Genomic DNA, 19,202 nt, shown 5'->3' on the forward strand with positions numbered 1-19,202 from the left:
GACGGTCAGCTCGCGACCGCGACCGGCTCGGGGAAGAGCGCCTCGAGGAGGTTCGCGACCCAGTCGATGAGGGCGCGGTCGTTCAGCGGCACGCCGTCGACGACGGGCATCGGGACGACGACCGCGTTCGCCTGCTGGAGGTACTTGGCGCTCGGGTACATGCGGCGCAGCCGGACCTGGATCGAGTCGGCGAGGTGCGCCGGCGCGACGCGGACGTTCGAGCCCATGGCGACGACGTCGCTGAGCCCGGCCTTCTGAGCGCGCATCCGCAGCCGCGAGACCAGGATGAGGTTCTCGACCGCCTCGGGCAGCTCGCCGTAGCGGTCGGTGAGCTCCTCGACGACCAGCTCGACGCTGCCCTGCTTCGCGGTGGGCGAGGACGCGGCCGACAGCTTCTGGTACGCCTCCAGGCGCAGCCGCTCGCTGTCGACGTACTCCTCCGGGATGCGGGCATCGACGGGCAGCTCGAGCCGCAGCTCGGTCTGGCCCTCGGCGACGTCTCCGCGGAACGTGTCGACGGCCTCGCCGATCATCCGCAGGTAGAGGTCGAAGCCGACGCCCTGGATGTGACCGGACTGCTCGCCGCCGAGCAGGTTGCCGGCCCCGCGGATCTCGAGGTCCTTCAGCGCGATCTGCATGCCGCCACCGAGGTCGGTGTTGGCCGCGAGCGTCTGCAGCCGGTCGTGCGCCGTCTCGCTGAGCGGCGTGGTCTCGTCGTAGAGCAGGTAGGCGTAGGCGCGCTCGCGTCCGCGGCCCACGCGTCCGCGCAGCTGGTGGAGCTGCGAGAGCCCGTACTTGTCGGCGCGGTCGACGATGAGGGTGTTGGCGTTGGGGATGTCGAGGCCGGTCTCGACGATGGTCGTCGAGACGAGCACGTCGAACTTGCGCTCCCAGAAGTCGACGATGATGCGCTCGAGCTGCGCCTCGCTCAGCTTGCCGTGGGCGACGGCGATCCGCGCCTCCGGCACCAGCTCGGCGAGCTGCGAGGCGACGCGGTTGATCGTGGAGACGCGGTTGTGCACGAAGAACACCTGGCCCTCGCGCAGCAGCTCGCGACGGATCGCGGCGCCGACCTGCTTCTCGGAGTACGGCCCGACGAAGGTGAGGATGGGGTGCCGCTCCTCGGGCGGGGTCGCCAGGGTCGACATCTCGCGGATGCCGGTGACCGCCATCTCGAGCGTGCGCGGGATGGGGGTCGCGCTCATCGAGAGGATGTCGACGTTCTTCTTCAGCGCCTTCAGCTTCTCCTTGTGCTCGACGCCGAAGCGCTGCTCCTCGTCGATCACGAGGAGGCCGAGGTCCTTGAAGGCGATGTTGTCCGAGAGGAGCCGGTGGGTCGCGATGACCATGTCGACCGTGCCGTCGGCGAGGCCGTCGATCGTCTCCTTCGACTCCTTCGCGCTCTGGAAGCGGCTCAGGGCGCGCAGGTGCACGGGGAACCCGGCGAAGCGCTCCTGGAAGGTCTCGAGGTGCTGGCGCACGAGCAGCGTCGTCGGGACGAGCATCGCGACCTGCTTGCCGTCCTGGATCGCCTTGAACGCGGCGCGCACGGCGACCTCGGTCTTGCCGAAGCCGACGTCGCCCGAGAGCAGGCGGTCCATCGGGATCGGCCGCTCCATGTCGGCCTTCACCTCGTCGATGACGGTCAGCTGATCGGGCGTCTCGGCGAAGGGGAACGCCTCCTCGAGCTCGCGCTGCCAGGGGGTGTCCGGCGGGAAGGCGTGGCCGGGCGACGCCATGCGGGCGGAGTAGAGCTTCACGAGCTCCACCGCGATGTCGCGGACCGCGCGGCGCGCCTTGCTCTTGGCCTGCGCCCAGTCGCTGCCGCCCATCTTGCTCAGGGCGGGCGCCTCTCCTCCGACGTAGCGCGAGAGGAGGTCGAGCTGGTCGGTGGGCACCAGGAGCTTGTCGCCCGGGAAGCCGCGCTTGCTGGGCGCGTACTCGAGCACGAGGTACTCGCGCTTGGTCTTCACCGCGTTGCGCCCGCCGCTGGAGACCTCGCGCTGCGAGAGCTCGACGAACCGGCCGATGCCGTGCGTGGCGTGCACGACGTGATCGCCCGGAGTGAGCTGCAGCGGATCGACGACGTTCTTGCGGCGCGACGCGAGCTTCTTCACGGCGCGGGAGTCGTAGCCGACGGTGCGCCCGTAGAACTCGGTGTCCGTGAGCAGCGCGAGCTTCGCCTCCGGCACCTCGAAGCCGTGGTCGACGGACGCCTGCAGCACGTAGGCGAGACCGGGCTCGACGCTCTCGGGCAGGTCGGGCACGATCCGCGCGGCGAGCTCGTGCTCGGCGAGGACCTGATCGGTGCGCTCGACAGTGCCCGTGCCGGGCGCGGTGAGGACGACGGTCCAGCCGTCGGCGAGGCGCGAGCGAACGTGCGCGAGCGCGCCCTCGACGTTCGCCCCGAACCCGGGGACGGGCTCGCCCTCGACGCGCACGGCGAGGATCTCGTCGATCCCGAGGTCCTCGGGGAGCACCTCCGCCTCGCCCGCGGCCGGGCCCTGGCGGAAGGTGCTCATGGTCCACCACGGGTGGTCGGGAGCGGCGGCACCGGGGGCGCTGAACTTCACGGAGTCGCGCAGCGCGCCGAGGGAGATGAACTCGCCCGACGCGAGGTCGATCGGCGCCTCCGCCCCGGCCGTGGCGGCGCTCCACGCGGCCTGCAGGAACTCGCGGTTGGTCTCGGCGAGGCTGATCGCGCGGGTGGCGACCCGCTCGGGGGCGAGGACGGCGACCGCCGCTCCCGCGGGGAGGTAGTGCGAGATCGGCACGAGGCGCTCGAGCAGCGCCGGCGCCAGGGACTCCATGCCCTCGACCGGGATGCCCTCGGCGATCTTCGCGAGCATCCCCGACAGGCTCGGGAACTCGTGCAGCATCTCGCGGGCACGCTGGCGGACGGCCGGGACCAGCAGCAGCTCGCGGCTGGGCGGCATGACGACCGAGTCGGACTCTCCGGGGAGCGAGCGCTGGTCGGCGACCGAGAACGCGCGGATCGAGTCGACCTCGTCGCCGAAGAAGTCGACGCGGCTGGGGTGCTCGGCGACGGCCGGGAAGACGTCGAGGATGCCGCCGCGGACCGCGAACTCGCCGCGGCGGGTGACCATGTCCACGCGCGCGTAGGCGAGGTCGACCAGCTCGGCGGCGATGCGGCCGAGGTCGTAGCCGCGCCCGCCCTTCTCGAGGCGGATCGGCGCGATGTCGGCGAGGTTGTCGGCGACGGGCTGAAGGGCGGCGCGCACGGACGCGACGACGACCAGCGGCTTCTCGGCGCTCCACGTCTTCATGCGGCGCAGGGCGTCGAGGCGGCGCCCCACGATCTCGGCGCTCGGGCTCAGCCGCTCGTGCGGCAGCGTCTCCCACGCGGGGAACTCGACGACGTCGGCGCCCGGCAGCATGCAGCTGAGCGAGGCGCGGACGTTCTCGGAGTCGCGGCCGGTGGCGGTGACGACGAGGGCGGCCTGGGGGCGGCCCGCCTCGGCACGGCGCTCGAGCAGGCCCGCGAGCAGGGGCACGCGGAGTCCGTCGGTCAGGGAGAAGTCGGCATCGCGCACCGCGTACGCCAGTGCGTCGTCGAACGTGGAGGCGCGCGAAAGCGCCGAGATGATCTCGTTGAGGGGCACTGTCCGAGTTTACTGCGGACCCCCGACAGGGAGCCGTGCTCGGCGGCGGCCGGTCCGTCCGTGAGGGAACCCCGGACGGTCGAAGGAGCCCGCTGCTCCGGGTTCCCCCGACGGTCCGGGGTTCCCTCGGTGAGGCAGGCTCAGGCGCTCGTGTGGAACTTGAGCTGCGCGGCGGCGAGGCCGGAGTCGGCGATCAGCTCGACGGCGTCGGCCGCGTCCTGGATCAGGATCGGCAGCGTCTCGCGCTCGGGGCCGGCGAAGTCCTTCAGGACGAAGTCGGCCGCGGGCTGGCGGCCGGGCGGGCGGCCGATGCCGACCCGCACCCGGAGGAACTCGGCACCGTCGGTCGCGGCGAGGATGTCGCGGATCCCGTTGTGGCCGCCGTGACCGCCGCCCTGCTTGAGGCGGAGGGTGTCGAAGGGGATGTCGAGCTCGTCGTGCACCACGATCAGTCGCTCGGGAGCGAGCGAGTAGAAGTCGAGCAGCTGCGAGGTGGGTCCGCCCGAGAGGTTCATGAAGCTGTTCGGCTTGCCGAGGACGAGCTTCGGTCCGCCGGGGCGGAGGAACCCCTCGGCCACCGTCGCGTTCGCCCGCGTGTGCCGGCGGAACGAGCCGCCGATCCTCGACGCGAGCTCGTCGAGCACCATCTGGCCCACGTTGTGGCGGTTCCGCGCGTACTGCGCGCCCGGATTGCCGAGCCCGACGACGAGCCAGGTGTCGCCCATGGTGGTCCTCTTCTCGTGCCGATGCGGGGGACTCCGGGGTGCGCCCCGGATGCGGAACGGGCCCGCTCGCTCTCGCGGCGGGCCCGTCCGGTGGTGCGGGTGGGGAGACTACTCGGCGGTCTCGGCGACGACGTCGCCCGAAGCCGGGGTCTCGTCCTCGTCGCCCAGGTCCTGCTCGACCTCGGCGGTGACGTTGACGACCAGCACGTCGGCCTCGGTGACGAGGGTCGCGCCGTCGGGCAGCACGACGTCGCCGGCGGCGATCTGCGTGCCGGCCTCGAGACCCTCGACCGAGATGACGATGTTCTGCGGGATCTTGGTCGCGTCGACCTCGAGCGAGAGCGTGTTGGCGTCGATCGACACGAGGGTGCCGGGAGCGGCCTCGCCCTCGACGTGCACGGGGATGTCGACCGAGACCTTCTCGCCGAGCTGGATGACCACGAGGTCGATGTGCTCGATGATCTGGCGCACCGGGTCGCGCTGGATGTCCTTGACCAGGGTGGTCTGGGGGGTGCCGTCGATGTCGAGCTCGAGGATCGCGTTCGCCTTGCGGGTCAGCAGCAGGACCTGGTGGCCCGGCAGCGTGACGTGCTGGGGCTCGGTGCCGTGGCCGTAGAGGACCGCGGGGATCTTGTCCTGGGCGCGGATCTTGCGCGCCGCTCCCTTGCCGAACGAGGTGCGGAGCTCCGCGACGACCTTGTTGGTGAGTTCAGCCATGATGTGTCTCCTTGGGCGGCGCAGCACGCCACCGGATCGGGGTCGTGGCCGGGGCCACGGACGGGGTTTCGACTCGAACGCATGTCAGCGTGAGGAAAAGTCCGCGGCGCCCCTCTCGGGGCCTCGCCTGCTTCCACCGCGTCGATCACGGATGCGTGGTGCATCCCTCGCCGAAGTTCAGCTGCCCACCCTACCGGCCGCTCCCCTCCTCCGCCACCCGCGGAGCCCTGACGGGAGGTGGTCAGGAGCACTCGTTAGCGTGCGGACCATGACTGACGACGACTTCGGCTCCTACGTGGAGAAGAACGGGTTCCACCGCGACACGAACTACATCCCCACGCGGATCACCGCCGACGGGAGCGACGGCTTCCCCGTCGAGGCGGGCCGCTACCGGCTCGTGGTGTCGCGGGCCTGCCCGTGGGCGAACCGCGCCGTGATCGTCCGGCGCCTGCTCGGACTCGAGGACGCCCTCTCGATGGGCATCTGCGGTCCGACCCACGACAAGCGCAGCTGGACGTTCGACCTCGATCCGGGCGGCGTCGATCCGGTGCTGGGCATCCCGCGCCTGCAGGACGCGTTCCTCGAGCGCTTCCCCGACTACCCGCGCGGCATCACCGTGCCGGCGATCGTCGACATCCCCTCCGGCGAGGTCGTCACCAACGACTACCCGCGGATGACCCTCGACTTCTCGACCGAGTGGACCGCGTTCCACCGCGACGGAGCGCCGGAGCTCTACCCGGACCACCTCCGCGACGAGATCGACGAGGTGGCCGAGCTGGTCTTCCAGGACGTCAACAACGGCGTCTACAAGTGCGGGTTCGCGGGGTCGCAGAAGTCGTACGAGCGCGCCTACGACGCGCTCTGGGCCCGTCTCGACTGGCTCGAGGAGCGCCTCGCCACGCAGCGCTACCTGGTCGGCGACACCATCACCGAGGCGGATGTGCGCCTGTTCACGACGCTCGCCCGCTTCGACGCCGTCTACTACAGCCACTTCAAGGCGAACCGGAACCTGCTCTCGGCGATGCCCGCGCTCTGGGGCTACGCGCGCGACCTGTTCGCGACTCCGGGCTTCGGCGACACCATCGACTTCACCCACATCAAGTCGCACTACTACGAGGTGCAGCGCGACATCAATCCGACCGGAGTGGTCCCGAAGGGCCCCGATCTGTCGGGCTGGCGGGTCCCCTCGCACCGCGAGGAGCTGGGCGGCCGCCCGTTCGGCGACGGCACCCCGCCGCCCCCGCCGATCCCCGCGGAGCGCGTGCCGGCCGACCACACGGTTTGAGCGGCCGCGCACGGCCGTGAATCCGGGCCGCGACCGATGTGCAGTCGCGGACCCGGGTTCCCGGAGGGGTGCTTCGGTACCCTGGGCGCGTCCCTGAACGCGTACGTCGAGGAGAACCGTGTCTGACAAGCCCACCGCCACAGCCAACATCGGAGTCGTCGGTCTGGCGGTGATGGGCTCGAACCTGGCCCGCAACCTCGCCAGCCGCGAGGGCAACACCGTGGCCGTCTTCAACCGCTCCTACGGGCGCACCGAGACGCTGATCACCGAGCACCCCGAGGCCGGCTTCGTCGCCTCGGAGACCATCGAGGACTTCGCCGCCTCGCTCGCCACTCCGCGGACCGCGATCATCATGGTCCAGGCCGGCCGCGGCACCGACGCCGTCATCGACCAGCTGACGAAGGTCTTCGAGCCCGGCGACATCATCGTCGACGGCGGCAACGCGCTCTTCACCGACACCATCCGCCGCGAGAAGGCGGTCCGCGAGACCGGCATCCACTTCGTCGGCACCGGCATCTCGGGCGGCGAGGAGGGCGCGCTCAAGGGTCCCTCGATCATGCCCGGCGGCTCGGTCGAGTCGTACAAGACCCTCGGACCGATCCTCTCCTCGATCGCGGCGGTCGCCGAGGGCGAGCCCTGCGTCACCCACATCGGCACCGACGGCGCCGGCCACTTCGTCAAGATGATCCACAACGGCATCGAGTACGCCGACATGCAGCTCATCGCCGAGGCCTACGACCTCCTCCGCACGGTCGGCGGCCACGAGCCCGCCGCCATCGCCGAGGTCTTCGACGCGTGGAACAAGGGCGACCTCGAGTCGTACCTGATCGAGATCACCGCCGAGGTGCTCCGCCAGGTCGACGCCGAGACCGGCTCGCCGTTCATCGACGTCGTCCTCGACCAGGCCGGCTCCAAGGGCACCGGCGTCTGGACCGTGCAGAACGCGCTGGACCTGGGCGTGCCCGTCGGCGGCATCGCCGAGGCCGTCTTCGCCCGCGCGGTCTCGTCGAAGCCGGAGCAGCGCGCCGCGGTGCAGAACCGCGTCACGTCGCGTCCGACCCCGGTCGCGCTCTACGACGGCTTCGAGGACGACGTCCGCGCCGCCCTCTACGCCTCGAAGGTCGTCGCCTACTCGCAGGGCTTCGACGCGATCATCGCCGGTGCCGAGAAGTACGGATGGGAGATCGACAAGGGCGCCGTCGCGAAGATCTGGCGCGCGGGCTGCATCATCCGCGCGCAGTTCCTCAACCGCATCGTCGACGCCTACGCCGAGAACGCGGGCATCACGACGCTCCTCGAGGACCCGTACTTCGCCGAGGCCGTCGCCAACGGCGAGGCCGCCTGGCGCCGCATCGTCTCGACCGCCGCGCTCTCGGGCGTGCCGATCCCCGGCTTCGGCGCCGCGCTGTCCTACTACGACTCGCTCGCCTCGAAGCGCCTCCCCGCCGCCCTCGTCCAGGGCCAGCGCGACTTCTTCGGCGCGCACACCTACCAGCGCGTCGACAAGCAGGGCACCTTCCACACGCTGTGGTCGGGCGACCGCTCCGAGGTCGAGCAGGACCCGTCGACGCACTGACCCCCTGACACGCCGGAGCGCCCCCGCACCTCGATCCTCGGATCGGGTGCGGGGGCGCTCTCGTCGTTCAGCGGTTCAGCGCAGCCAGACCGTGGTCTCGGGAGGCAGGACCCCGTCCGTCAGAGGTCCGCTCGCCAGCAGCACCTCGCCGGCGGGCAGGTCGACCGGGACCGCGCCCAGGTTCGTCACCGAGCGCCAGCCGTTCGGGCGCGCGAAGTGCAGCACATCGGCTCCGGAGTCGAGCCACTCGAGCTGCTCGCCGGACTGCAGCTCGTGCCGCAGCGCGAGCGCCCGGCGGTAGAGCGCGAGCGTCGACTCCTCATCGCGCTCCTGCGCCTGGACGGAGGAGTCCGCGAACCACTCCGGCTGCGGCAGGTGCGCGCCGCCGGAACCGAAGCCCAGCGACTCGCCCGTCTCCGCCCAGGGCAGGGGCACGCGGCAGCCGTCGCGGCCGACGTCGGTGCCGCCGCTGCGGAAGAACGTGGGGTCCTGGCGCTGCGCATCCGGGATCGCGGGCACCTCGTGCAGACCCAGCTCCTCGCCCTGGTAGAGGTAGGCGGACCCGGGCAGCGCGAGCAGCAGGAGCGTCGCGGCGCGGGCTCGGCGCAGACCCCGCTCGGCGTCCAGCTGGGGCTCCACTCCCCCGCTGAGCAGCCACTGCTTCGCGGGGGCGGTCGGAGCGTCCCCGCGGGCCGGCAGCCCGTAGCGCGTCGCGTGACGCACCACGTCGTGGTTCGAGAGCACCCAGGTCGTCGAGGAGCCCGACTCGGCGGCGAGCGCGAGGTTGAACGAGATCAGCCGGCGGAACTCCTCCGCATCGAAGTCGGCCTCCAGCAGGTCGAAGTTGAACGCCTGGCCCAGGCCCTCCGGGCTCGCGTACCGGGCGCGGCGCGACGCGTCGACCCAGGCCTCGGCGACGGCGGTGCGCGGCGGGTCGTAGGAGTCGAACAGCGCGCGCCACTCGGCGTAGACCTCGTGGACCTCGTCGCGATCCCAGAACGGGTGCGAGCCGTCGAGGCGCTGCTCCTGGATCTCGGCGGCCGCGGGGAGCGGCTCGCTGAGGTCCTTCACGAGCGAGTGCGCCACGTCGATCCGGAAGCCGTCGACCCCGCGGTCGGACCAGAAGCGGAGAGTGTCGAGGAAGTCGTCGCGGATCTCGCGGTTCGCCCAGTTCCAGTCCGGCTGCTCCTTCGCGAACAGGTGCAGGTACCACTGGCCGTCGCCGACCGGCTCCCACGCCGACCCGCCGAACACCGACTCCCAGTCGCTGGGCGGGAGGGAGCCGTCGGTGCCGCGGCCGTCGCGGAAGACGTAGCGCTCGCGCTCGGGCGAGCCCTTCGGTGCCGCGAGCGCCTCCTGGAACCAGGGGTGCAGATCGGAGGAGTGGTTCGGCACGATGTCGACGATCACGCGGATGCCCGTCTCGTGCAGCCGCCGCGTCATCTCGTCGAAGTCGGCGAGGGTCCCGATCCGCGGGTCGACGTCGCGGTAGTCCGCCACGTCGTAGCCGCCGTCGGCCAGCGCCGACGGGTAGAAGGGGCTCAGCCACACCGCGTCGATCCCGAGCTCGCGGAGGTAGGGGATGCGCGCGATGATCCCCTTCAGGTCGCCGATCCCGTCCCCGTCCGCGTCCGCGAAGCTCCGCGGGTACACCTGGTACACCGCCGCCTGCCGCCACCACTGCGCGTCCTGCGCCGTGCCGCTCCTGGTGAGCAAGGTCTCCGTCATGCCGTTCCTTCCGTTCGTTGTGTCGTGTCGGTTGCGCCCGCCGTCTGGCGGACGTGGATCTCGATACGCCCGCTCCGCGGGCTACTCGATCAGCAGAGGTGGGCCCCCGCTCCTGAGCAGCTGCTCGTACGCAGCACGGCCCCTCCCCCTCGGCTCGTGCGCAGCACGGCCCTCTCCGCGCCTCCAGCAGAGGTCGCGGGTCTCGGGGTGGTGAGCTGCAAGGCGGAGGAGGGAAGGCGTAGCGGAGCTACGACGACCGACGACAACGCCGCAGATCGCCGCTCCGAGGCCCGCGATATCTACTTGATCGCCCCTTGAGTCACGCCGGACATGACCCAGCGCTGGGTGAAGAGGTAGACGATGATCGCCGGCGCCATGGCCATCAGGTAGGAGGCGAAGGCGACGTTGTAGTCGTTGCTGAACTGCGTCTGGAAGATGCTCTGGAGCACCGGCAGCGTCTGCAGCGAGGGGTCGGACGTGATGAGCGAGGGCATCATGAAGTCGTTCCAGGAGGCGAGGAAGGCGAAGATGCCGACCGTGGCGCTCATGGGGGCGAGCAGCGGGAACACCAGTCGCCAGAAGACCTGGTTGGTGGTCGCTCCGTCGAGCCGTGCGCTCTCCTCGAGCTCCTCGGGCAGCGAGCGGAGGAACGCGGTGAACAGCATGACGCTGAACGAGAGCTGGAACATGATGTGCAGGATCGCGACGCCGATCGGGTTGTCGAGGCCGACGAGTCCGGTGAGCGAGACCTGCGAGAGCGCGAGGACGGGGAACGGCAGGAACATCGCGGCGAGCAGGTAGAAGAACGAGAAGCGGTAGAACCTCCTGCTCCAGTTGCGCGAGATCGCGTAGGCGGCGAGGGCGCTGAGCACGATGGTGCCGCCGACGGTGATCGCGGCGACGAGCAGCGAGATCGCGAAGCCGCGGGGGAAGTCGGTGAGGGTCCACGCCTGCACGAAGCCGTCGATCGAGATCGGGGCGGGGATCGAGAAGGCGTTGCCGTCCACGGCCTGAGCGGTGGTCTTGAACGCCATGGTCACGGTGACCCAGAGCGGAGCGATGACCGTCAGCGCGCAGATCGCCAGGACGATCGTGAGCAGGAGGTTCGAGCGGCTCCGGCGGCCACCGCGTCGGGCGTCCGCGTCGACGGCGGGGCGGGTGCCGGGCAGCGCCGGCGAGAGGGGGACCTGGCTGGTCATCAGAAGGCCGCCTTTCCGCGCGAGATGCGCAGTTGCACGAGCGCGATCACGAGCGCGATGAGGAAGAAGATCGTGGCGTTGGCCATCTGGTAGGCGTAGTCGCCGCTGGTGAAGCCCGAGAAGATCGTCATCGCGACGCTGCGGGTCGAGGTGCCCGGTCCGCCGTTGGTGAGGCCGACGATGATGTCGTACGAGTTGAGGAAGTTCTTGAAGCCGATGACGAGATTGATGACCACGTAGCCGGCGACGAGCGGCAGCGTGATGGAGCGCAACTGCCCCCACGTCGAGGCCCCGTCGAGCGACGCGGCCTCGTAGACGTCGCCGGGGATCGAGAGGACGCCCGCGATGTAGATCAGCAGGGCGGAAGGGACCGACTGCCAGGCGGTGACGATCACGATCGCGAGCCACGCGAGGTTCGGGTCGGCGAGCATGCTGCTCGCGAGCGGCGTGAATCCGATCGACGCGGCGAAGCCCGGCAGCGAGTTCGAGAAGAGGAAGTTGAAGACGAACGCGATGATGATGCCCGAGACGACCATCGGCAGGACGAAGACGGCGCGGAGGGCGACCTTGCCCCGGGTCTGCGTCGTGAGGGCGATGGCGAGCAGGAACGCGATCACGTTGACCAGGAGCACCGTCACCAGCGCCAGAGCGACCGTGAATCCGTAGGACGCGGCGATGGCCGGATCCGAGAACAGCGCCACGTAGTTCGTGAAGCCGATGAAGCTCCACTCCCCGAAGCCGATGGAGTCGGTGAAGCTGAAGAAGATGCCCATGAGAGCGGGCAGGGTGATCGCGAGCGTGAAGAGGATCAGCGCGGGGAGCAGGAAGAGCGGGAACGTGAGGTCCCGGCGCCGCTTCGGCGCGGTGCGCACGACGGGGCGGGCGGCGGCGGGGCGCCGCTCCCGCGTCCGTGCGGGGAGGGTGGTGGCCATGGTGTCTCGTCTCTGAGAGTGGTCGGCGGGAGGAGGGGGATCAGGAGCGGAACGCGATGCGCGCCCAGTCGGCGTCGATCGTGCGCAGCGTGCGGTCCGGGTCGGAGCCGAGGACCATGCCCTGCACGTAGTTCTGCAGTGGGATGTTCTGCGGGACGAGCTGCGAGGCGCCGAGGCTGAAGGCGGCGCGATCGTAGAACTCCTGGAGCTCGACGAGCGTGGGCTGGGTCACGGCCGGGGCGTCGGTGGTCACTCCGAAGGCGTTGTTGTCGGCGTTGTAGGCGTCGATGATCTCGGGCTGCATCAGGAACGCGAGGAACTCGCGCGCCGCCTCCTTCTTGGTGGAGGCCTCCGGGATCCAGAGGGCGAGGTCGACGTTGACGCGCACGCGGCGGTCCTCGGGGTCGTCCGTCATCGGCAGCGGGAAGGCTCCGACCGAGAGGTCGGGGGCCGTCTTCGCGATCTCGCTCAGCGCCCACGGCCCCTGGAAGTACATCGCGGCCTCGCCGTTCGAGAACGCGAGGTTCCCGTCTCCGTAGGCACGGCTGGCCGCATCGGGGTTCGAGTACGCGGCGATCTGCAGCATCTGCTCCATCGGCGCGGCGAGGTCCTTCTGGAACGAGACCGGCGACCCGGGTCCGACGTCCGGGCCCTGCTCCTTCAGCTGCGAGAAGAACGACTCGAGGTCGACGGTGCCGCCGACGGAGTAGTCGAAGAGGCCCTGCGAGACCGTCCACGGGTCCTTGTAGGTGCTGTAGAGCGGAGTGATGCCCGCGGCCTGCAGCGCGTCGCAGACCGCGAGGAACTCCGTCCAGGTCGTCGGCACCTCGAGCCCCTGCTGCGCGAAGATGTCGCGGTTGTAGAGCACGGCCGACATCATCAGCGAGTACGGCAGCACGCTGGTCCGGTCCGGGTACGACGCGGTCTGCTCGATCAGCGGCTGCAGCGCCGGGTTGATGCGCTCCGCCTCCGGCATGTCCGACAGATCGCTGAACGCCCCCCGCTCGACGAAGCGCGCGACCTCGAAGTTGTAGTTGAGGCAGCCGAGGTCCGGCGGGTTGGTCCGCACGAAGCCTGCCGAGAGGTTGGAGGAGAAGTCGTGGACGACCCGCACGCGCGACTGCGCGGCGTGGAACTTCTCGATCACCTCGTCGAAGTAGCCGATGACCTCGGGCTTGGACTGGTGGAACACGATCTCGGTCGCACCTCGGGCGCCCGAGGGGGACGCGCACGCGGCGAGGCCGAGCGCCGCGGCGCCCGCTCCTGCGGCGGTGAGGAGGGTCCGTCGGCGCAGGCCGCCGCTGAGTGGGGTGGTGAGGGGCACGTCGTCGTCTCCCGGTCTGGCAGGTGGATCTGGCGGGGATAAGTTGCTTCGTCGACTAAATCTAGGAAGAAAATCTAGTACGCGATGTACTGTTGCAGCCGATCCCGCTCGGGTCAAGAGGGAGGCGGAACCGATGTCCGAGAACGTGTTCTCGTTCCAGCGCCGGCGCAACGCCCTCGAGATCCTGCAGGGCGCGTGGAGCGGCGAGCCGATGACGGCGTCCGATCTGATCGAGCGCACCGGGCTCACGCGGTCGACCGTGATCGCGGTCTGCGACGACCTCATCGAGCTCGGCTGGCTCGAGGAGCTCGAGAACCAGCGCGCTGCGGGCGACTACGTCAAGGGCCGCCCCGCCCGCCGCTACGCGCTGCGGCGCGAGGCGGGCGTGATCGTGGGGGTCGACGCCGGTCAGCACAGCGTCGGAGTCGACGTCGCGGACCTCCTCGGCGACTCGATCGCGCACCGCGTCGAGCCGGTCGAGCACGAGCCCGTCGAGGAGCTCCCGCACGAGCGGCGCCTCGCCGACATCGAGCGGATCCTCGACCGCACACTCCAGCAGGCGGGAGTGGCCGATGCCGGGGTGCTGGCGATCACCTTCGGCGTCCCGGCACCGGTCGACGCCGACGGCCGCTCCCCCGCCGACGACAACGGCTTCTGGAGCGCGATGAACCCCGGTCTCGCCGACCGCTTCGCCGATCGGGGCTGGCGCCCGGTGGTCGACAACGATGCCAACCTCGCGGCCCTCGCCGAGGGCTGGCGGGGTGCGGCCGTCGGATGCTCCGACTATCTGACCCTGCTCTCGGGCGAGCGCCTGGGCGGCGGTGTCGTCCTCGGCGGCACGCTGCTCCGCGGCGCCCGGGGCCTCACCGGCGAGATGCGCTACCTCGACCTGGTAGAGGGGGTCGGCTCGGCAGAGGGCGTCGCCGCGCTCGCCCGGACCTGGGCGCAGGAGGCCCTCGCTACCGAGGACCGCGCGCCCTCGCTCCTGGATGCGGCGCCGCTCCCGGGCGCCGAGCAGGTGCTGGCCGCCGCGGCCGCCGGGGACGCCCTCGCCCTCGAGATCGTCGATCGGCTCGCCGTCCGCCTGACGAGCGTCGCCGCGACCCTCGCCAACCTGCTGGACGTCTCGCTCCTCGTGGTCGGCGGGGCTCTCGCCGAGTCGGCCGGCCCACTGCTGGCAGACGTCTCGGAGCGCATCGCGCCCCTCGTCCACGCCCCCGCGCCCCGGATCGTCCCCTCGACACTGGGCGACCGCGCCGTCGCGCTCGGCGCCGTCCGAGCGGGTCTGGACCGCGTCCGCGCGGATCCGCTCGCCCTCCGCCTGGCTGCCGCCTCGATCGACACCGCGGCCGCACCGCTCTGAGCTCGGGGCGCCGACGGGACTTCAGCGCCGGAACGCCCGCACGATCAGCAGCATCGCGAGCAGCACCGCCACCGCCGCCGCCGTCGCGGCCGGCAGCGCGAGCAGCAGCACCAGCGCGCCGACCGCCGACACCACCGCCGACCAGCTGCGCAGCTCGGCCTGGTCGATCCGGCGCAGGAGGAGCACCAGGAGGCCGGCGCCGACCGCGAACGCGAGCAGCGCATCCGCGTCGAGGATCACGACCGAGAGCACCGAGACCAGGCAGACGAGCAGCTGGGGAGCGACCGGCGCGCCCGTCCTGGCGCTGATGCCCGCGAGAGGACCGGGGATCTCGCCGGCGCGCACCAGTCGCACGAGGGCGCTCGCGTCGCGCCGGAGCAGCACGACGAGCGCGAGGACGCACGCGAGCACGGCGGCGATCGCCACGAGCGGCTGGGCCGCGGTCCCCGCCGCGGCCGCCAGCAGAGGGGTGGGCGTCGCGGCGAGGGCCGCGGGGCCGACGAGCAGCAGGAGCCCCGCACCGAGGGCGCTCGCGGCGAGAGCGACGGCGCCCGTCGTCACGAGTGCCGACCGGAGGCGCACGCGCACGCCGGAGGGAGCCGGTGCGACGAGGAACAGGGCGTACGCCGCGGCGGTGGTCGCCCCCTCCGCACCGCCGATCACCGTGTCGGCCGGAGGGACCACGGGCGGGGTGACGAGCACCGTCACGGCCGCCGCGGTCAGCAGGAGGAGGACCAGCAGTCCGAGCACCCGCGCGAGCGCCGGCCGCACCACGCCGCCGCGCAGGACGAAGACCGTGACCGCGACCAGGAGGAGCACCGCCGCGGGACGCGCGGCGGCCCCGAGGACGTGGTCAGCCGCCGTGAGGGCGAGGGCGGAGGCACCGAGCGCGCGGCCCGCGAGCGCGAGCCACTCCCCCGTGGGGCCGTCGTGCACCTCGCGACCGGAGTCGGCGATCGCCCCGATCACGGTCAGCGCGGCCGCGATGCCGATCCCGAGCAGCAGCCACCAGCCGGCCTCGAGCGCCGCGGGCGAGAGGACGAGGAACACTCCCGCGAGCGCGATCGCGCCGACGGGCTCCGCGGGACGCAGCGCATGCCGCTCACCGGTCTCGCGTCGCTCGGGCACCCGCTCACCCTAGGCCAGCACCCCTCGTGCGGGGGTTCTCCCGGTGGACACGGATTCGCGTGTCGCCCGGAACACGCCAGCCGCGCGGCTCGAAGACCTCGTCCGCAGGGCGCACGTGCACGCCACACTGGCGGTCGCACGCCCGAGGACGGCACGCCTCACCCGACCACCGGCACGGCTCGGAGGCGCACGCCCAACTCGACCGTCGGCGCGGCCCGGAGGCGTCGGCTGCAAGGCGGAGGAGGAAGCGATACCGGCGGTATCGCGCCCGACGACAACGCCGCAGACGGCGCCTCCGGGGCGTGCCGGCGCGGCTCGGAGGTGTCGTCTGCAAGGCGGAGGAGGAAGCGATACCGGCGGTATCGCGCCCGAGGACAACGCCGCGGACGGCGCCTCCGAGCCGTGCCGGGCTAGGCGTCGCCGTCGAACATGGAGGTGACGGAACCATCGTCGAAGACCTCGTGGATCGCGCGCGCCAGCAGCGGCGCGATCGGGAGGATCGTCAGGCGGTCCCACTTCTTCTCCTCCGGCAGCGGGAGGGTGTCGGTGACCACGACGGAGTCGATGAACTCGGAGCTCAGGAGCTCCCGCGCCGGGTCCGAGAACACCGCGTGGGTCGCGGCGACGACGACGCCGATCGCTCCGGCGTTCTTCAGCGCCTCGGCGGCCTTCGCGATGGTGCGGCCGGTGTCGATGAGGTCGTCGACGAGGAGGCAGACGCGGCCCTCCACCTCGCCGACGATCTCGTGCACGGAGACCTGGTTGGCGACCTTGGGGTCGCGGCGCTTGTGGATGATCGCGAGCGGCACGCCGAGCTTGTCGCTCCAGATGTCGGCGACGCGGACGCGGCCCATGTCGGGCGAGACGACCGTGAGAGTCGAGGGGTCGAGCTTCTCGCGGAAGTGCTCGAGCAGCACCGGCATGGCGAAGAGGTGGTCGACGGGGCCGTCGAAGAAGCCCTGGATCTGCGCGGCGTGCAGGTCGACCGACATGATGCGGTCGGCGCCGGCGGCCTTGAACAGGTCGGCGACGAGGCGGGCCGAGATCGGCTCGCGGCCGCGGCCCTTCTTGTCCTGGCGGGCGTAGGGGTAGAACGGCGCGACGACCGTGATCCGCTTCGCCGAGGCGCGCTTGAGCGCGTCGACCATGATCAGCTGCTCCATGAGCCACTCGTTGATCGGCGAGGTGTGCGACTGCAGCACGAACACGTCGCCTCCGCGCACGGACTCGCCGTAGCGCACGTACAGCTCGCCGTTGGCGAAGGTGCGACCCTCGGTGGTCACGAGCTCGGTGCCCAGCTCGTCGGCGACCGCTTCCGCCAGTGCCGGATGCGCCCTCCCCGAGACGAGGACCAGGCTCTTCTTGTTGCTGGCGGTGATGCCCGTCACTGTTCTCCGCTTCCTCCGGTCGGCTGGTCCGAGCCCTGCGGCTCCGCCGCCCCGGCGGCCTCGGCGGCGGTCGCCGCCGCGGTCCCGGGTCGATGGGTCTGCACCCAACCGGCCATGTTGCGCTGCGGAGCGACGGTGATGCCGAGGGCTCCAGCGGGGATGTCCTTGCGGACGACCGTGCCGGCGCCCGTGTACGCTCCGTCCCCGATTCTAACGGGGGCGACGAAGACGTTGTGCGACCCGGCGCGGACGTGGGACCCCACGATCGAGGACGCCTTGGTCATTCCGTCGTAGTTGGCGAAGATCGAGCCCGCGCCGATGTTCGACTCCTCGCCGATGGTCGCGTCGCCGACGTACGAGAGGTGCGGCACCTTCGATCCGGCTCCGATGACGGCGTTCTTCGTCTCGACGTACGTGCCGATCTTGCCCTTCGCGCCCAGCACGGTGCCCGGGCGGAGGAAGGAGAACGGCCCGACCTGGGCACCCGCGCCGATCACGGCGAGGGTGGCGTCCGAGCGCTTCACGACGGCGTCCTCGCCGATCTCGCAGGAGTCGAGGGTCGTGTCGGGGCCGATGATCGCGCCCGTCGCGATGACGGTCGGTCCCTTGATCTGCGTGCCGGGCAGGATCTCGACGTCGGGCGCGAGGACCGCGTCCACGTCGATCCAGGTCGTCGCCGGGTCCTGGATCGTGACGCCCTCGAGCTGCCAGCGGCGGACGATGCGGGCGTTCAGCTCGACGGCCGCGTCCGAGAGCTGCGCGCGGTCGTTGATGCCGGCGACGAGCCACCGGTCCTGCACGGGCACGGCCTCGATCGCGCGGCCGGCGGCCTTGAGCGCGGCGGCGGCGTCGGTGAGGTACATCTCCCGCTGCGCGTTGTCCGTGCCGATGCCGCCGATGACGGCTCGGAGGGCCGCGGCGTCGAAGGCGTAGACGCCGGCGTTGATCTCGGCGATGGCGAGCTGGTCGGCGTCGGCGTCCTTCTGCTCGACGATGGAGGCGAAGCCGCCGTCCTCGCCGCGGACGATCCGGCCGAAGCCGGTCGGATCCTCGAACACGCACGAGAGCATCGTCAGGGCGTTCGCCGCGCCGAGGTGCACGTCGACCAGGCGGCGCAGGGTCGGCGCGTCCAGGAGCGGCACGTCGGCGCTGAGGACCACGACGGTCCCGGCGAAGTCGGCGGGCAGAGCGGCGAGACCGAGCTCGACGGCGCGTCCCGTGCCCGGCACCTCGTCCTGGTCGACGACGAGCGCCGCGGGCGTGTGCTCGAGCACCGCCTCCGCGACGCGCTCGCGCTCGTGGCGCACGACGGTGACGACGTGCCCGGCCTCGAGCGAGGCCGCGGTGTCGAGGACGTGGCCGAGCAGCGGCCGTCCGGCCAGGCGGTGCAGCACCTTGGGTGTGCGGGACTTCATGCGGGTGCCCTGGCCTGCGGCCAGGATCACGACCGCGAGCGTGCTGTCGATGATCGCGTCTCCTCTTCGGCGGGCGCACCGGGACCGGTGCACCCTCGTCTTCCCCGCTCCGCCACCAGGATTCGAACCTGGACCGGACAGCTCCAAAGGCTGCCGTGCTGCCGTTACACCATGGCGGACCGCGCTCGCGCGCGTCGTCCATCCTGCCATCCGGCCGGGACCCCCATAGAACTCCGGAGCCGCCCGTTCACGACTCCCGGGGCGGACCCTCGCGGCCCGCACCCGCCACAATGGAGGGGTGAGCGCGAACGACGAGGTCGACGGCATCGTCGACGCCTGGGTGAGGGAACGACCCGATCTGGACTTCACGCCGCTGCAGGTCTTCTCCCGCATGCGGCGGCTGGCCAAGCAGCTCGAGCGCGCCCGCGGCATCGCCTTCGGCCGCTCGGAGCTCGAGACGTGGGAGTTCGACGTGCTGTCGGCGCTGCGCCGCGCCGGCGCCCCCTACCGCCTCTCCCCCAAGCAGCTGCTGCAGGCGACCATGGTCACCAGCGGCACCATGACCAACCGCATCGACCGCCTCGTCGAGCGCGAGCTGGTCGAGCGCCTCGACGACCCCAACGACGGACGCGGCGTCCTCGTCCAGATGACGCCGTCCGGGCTCGCGCGCGTGGACGCCGCGATCACCCGGCTGGTCGACGCCGAGCAGGAGCTGCTGGGCGCGCTGACGCACGCGCAGCAGGAGCGGCTGGCGCAGCTGCTCCGCAAGCTCTCGCTCGACTTCGGCTGAGGACGGGCC

Annotated in this window: 14 protein-coding genes and 1 tRNA gene; 4 read left to right on the plus strand and 11 right to left on the minus strand. The window is 71.4% G+C overall.

The genetic code is table 11. The annotated features are described in order from the left end of the window. Positions 1–5: 5 nt before the first annotated feature. From mfd to IOC53_RS06045, 3 genes are all read right to left on the minus strand, one after another. On the minus strand, positions 6–3,623 hold the full coding sequence (gene mfd / locus IOC53_RS06035; RefSeq protein WP_207403459.1) for a transcription-repair coupling factor: 3,618 nt from the start codon (positions 3,621–3,623) through the stop codon (positions 6–8). A gap of 140 nt (positions 3,624–3,763) precedes the next feature. Further along, positions 3,764–4,348, minus strand: coding sequence for an aminoacyl-tRNA hydrolase (gene pth, locus IOC53_RS06040; RefSeq protein WP_207403460.1), 585 nt, complete (start codon positions 4,346–4,348; stop codon positions 3,764–3,766). Between the two features lie 108 nt (positions 4,349–4,456). Further along, a complete protein-coding gene (locus IOC53_RS06045) occupies positions 4,457–5,065 on the minus strand; it encodes a 50S ribosomal protein L25/general stress protein Ctc (protein ID WP_207403461.1) in 609 nt (202 codons plus the stop codon). 268 nt (positions 5,066–5,333) lie between these two features. Here IOC53_RS06045 and IOC53_RS06050 point away from each other — a divergent pair, with 268 nt between their 5' ends. Both IOC53_RS06050 and gndA read left to right on the plus strand, forming a co-directional pair. Then, the gene (locus IOC53_RS06050) at positions 5,334–6,350 is read left to right on the plus strand and encodes a glutathione S-transferase family protein (protein ID WP_207403462.1); all 1,017 of its coding nucleotides are present in this window, start codon (positions 5,334–5,336) and stop codon (positions 6,348–6,350) included. Between the two features lie 172 nt (positions 6,351–6,522). Beyond that, positions 6,523–7,926 carry an NADP-dependent phosphogluconate dehydrogenase gene (gene gndA / locus IOC53_RS06055; RefSeq protein ID WP_242683003.1) on the plus strand — a complete coding sequence of 468 codons (1,404 nt, stop codon included), beginning with the start codon at positions 6,523–6,525 and terminating at the stop codon, positions 7,924–7,926. 75 nt (positions 7,927–8,001) lie between these two features. On the opposite strand, the gene IOC53_RS06060 is transcribed toward gndA, so the two are convergent. The 4 genes from IOC53_RS06060 to IOC53_RS06075 all read right to left on the minus strand — a co-directional run bounded on the left by IOC53_RS06060 (position 8,002) and on the right by IOC53_RS06075 (position 13,109). Next, positions 8,002–9,654: a glycoside hydrolase family 13 protein gene (locus tag IOC53_RS06060; RefSeq protein ID WP_207403464.1), complete on the minus strand. Its 1,653-nt coding sequence runs from the start codon at positions 9,652–9,654 to the stop codon at positions 8,002–8,004. Positions 9,655–9,953: 299 nt separating this feature from the next. Beyond that, on the minus strand, positions 9,954–10,853 hold the full coding sequence (locus IOC53_RS06065) for a carbohydrate ABC transporter permease (RefSeq protein ID WP_207403465.1): 900 nt from the start codon (positions 10,851–10,853) through the stop codon (positions 9,954–9,956). Beyond that, a complete protein-coding gene (locus IOC53_RS06070) occupies positions 10,853–11,785 on the minus strand; it encodes a carbohydrate ABC transporter permease (protein WP_207403466.1) in 933 nt (310 codons plus the stop codon). The genes IOC53_RS06065 and IOC53_RS06070 overlap by 1 nt, the downstream gene beginning before the upstream one ends. Before the next feature lie 40 nt (positions 11,786–11,825). Next, positions 11,826–13,109 (minus strand): extracellular solute-binding protein, encoded by a 1,284-nt coding sequence (locus IOC53_RS06075; protein WP_307786083.1) that lies wholly within the window; start codon positions 13,107–13,109, stop codon positions 11,826–11,828. Between the two features lie 133 nt (positions 13,110–13,242). On the opposite strand from IOC53_RS06075, the gene IOC53_RS06080 reads away from it, so the two are divergent. Next, entirely contained in the window at positions 13,243–14,472 is a 1,230-nt protein-coding gene (locus IOC53_RS06080; protein WP_242682993.1) for an ROK family transcriptional regulator, read from the plus strand. 21 nt (positions 14,473–14,493) lie between these two features. Here IOC53_RS06080 and IOC53_RS06085 read toward each other — a convergent pair whose 3' ends face one another. From IOC53_RS06085 to IOC53_RS06100, 4 genes are all read right to left on the minus strand, one after another. Then, positions 14,494–15,600, minus strand: coding sequence for a hypothetical protein (locus tag IOC53_RS06085; protein ID WP_207403468.1), 1,107 nt, complete (start codon positions 15,598–15,600; stop codon positions 14,494–14,496). Between the two features lie 410 nt (positions 15,601–16,010). Beyond that, positions 16,011–16,988, minus strand: a complete 978-nt coding sequence (locus tag IOC53_RS06090) for a ribose-phosphate diphosphokinase (RefSeq protein ID WP_207403469.1) — start codon at positions 16,986–16,988, stop codon at positions 16,011–16,013. Beyond that, entirely contained in the window at positions 16,985–18,457 is a 1,473-nt protein-coding gene (gene glmU, locus IOC53_RS06095; RefSeq protein ID WP_207403523.1) for a bifunctional UDP-N-acetylglucosamine diphosphorylase/glucosamine-1-phosphate N-acetyltransferase GlmU, read from the minus strand. Before glmU ends, IOC53_RS06090 begins: the two co-directional genes overlap by 4 nt. Positions 18,458–18,510: 53 nt before the next feature. Beyond that, positions 18,511–18,582: transfer RNA gene (locus IOC53_RS06100), tRNA-Gln, on the minus strand. Between the two features lie 119 nt (positions 18,583–18,701). On the opposite strand from IOC53_RS06100, the gene IOC53_RS06105 reads away from it, so the two are divergent. Further along, on the plus strand, positions 18,702–19,193 hold the full coding sequence (locus IOC53_RS06105) for a MarR family winged helix-turn-helix transcriptional regulator (protein ID WP_251945203.1): 492 nt from the start codon (positions 18,702–18,704) through the stop codon (positions 19,191–19,193). Positions 19,194–19,202: the final 9 nt, after the last annotated feature.

The sequence above is a fragment of the Rathayibacter sp. SD072 genome (genome assembly GCF_017355185.1).
Classification (GTDB): domain Bacteria; phylum Actinomycetota; class Actinomycetes; order Actinomycetales; family Microbacteriaceae; genus Rathayibacter.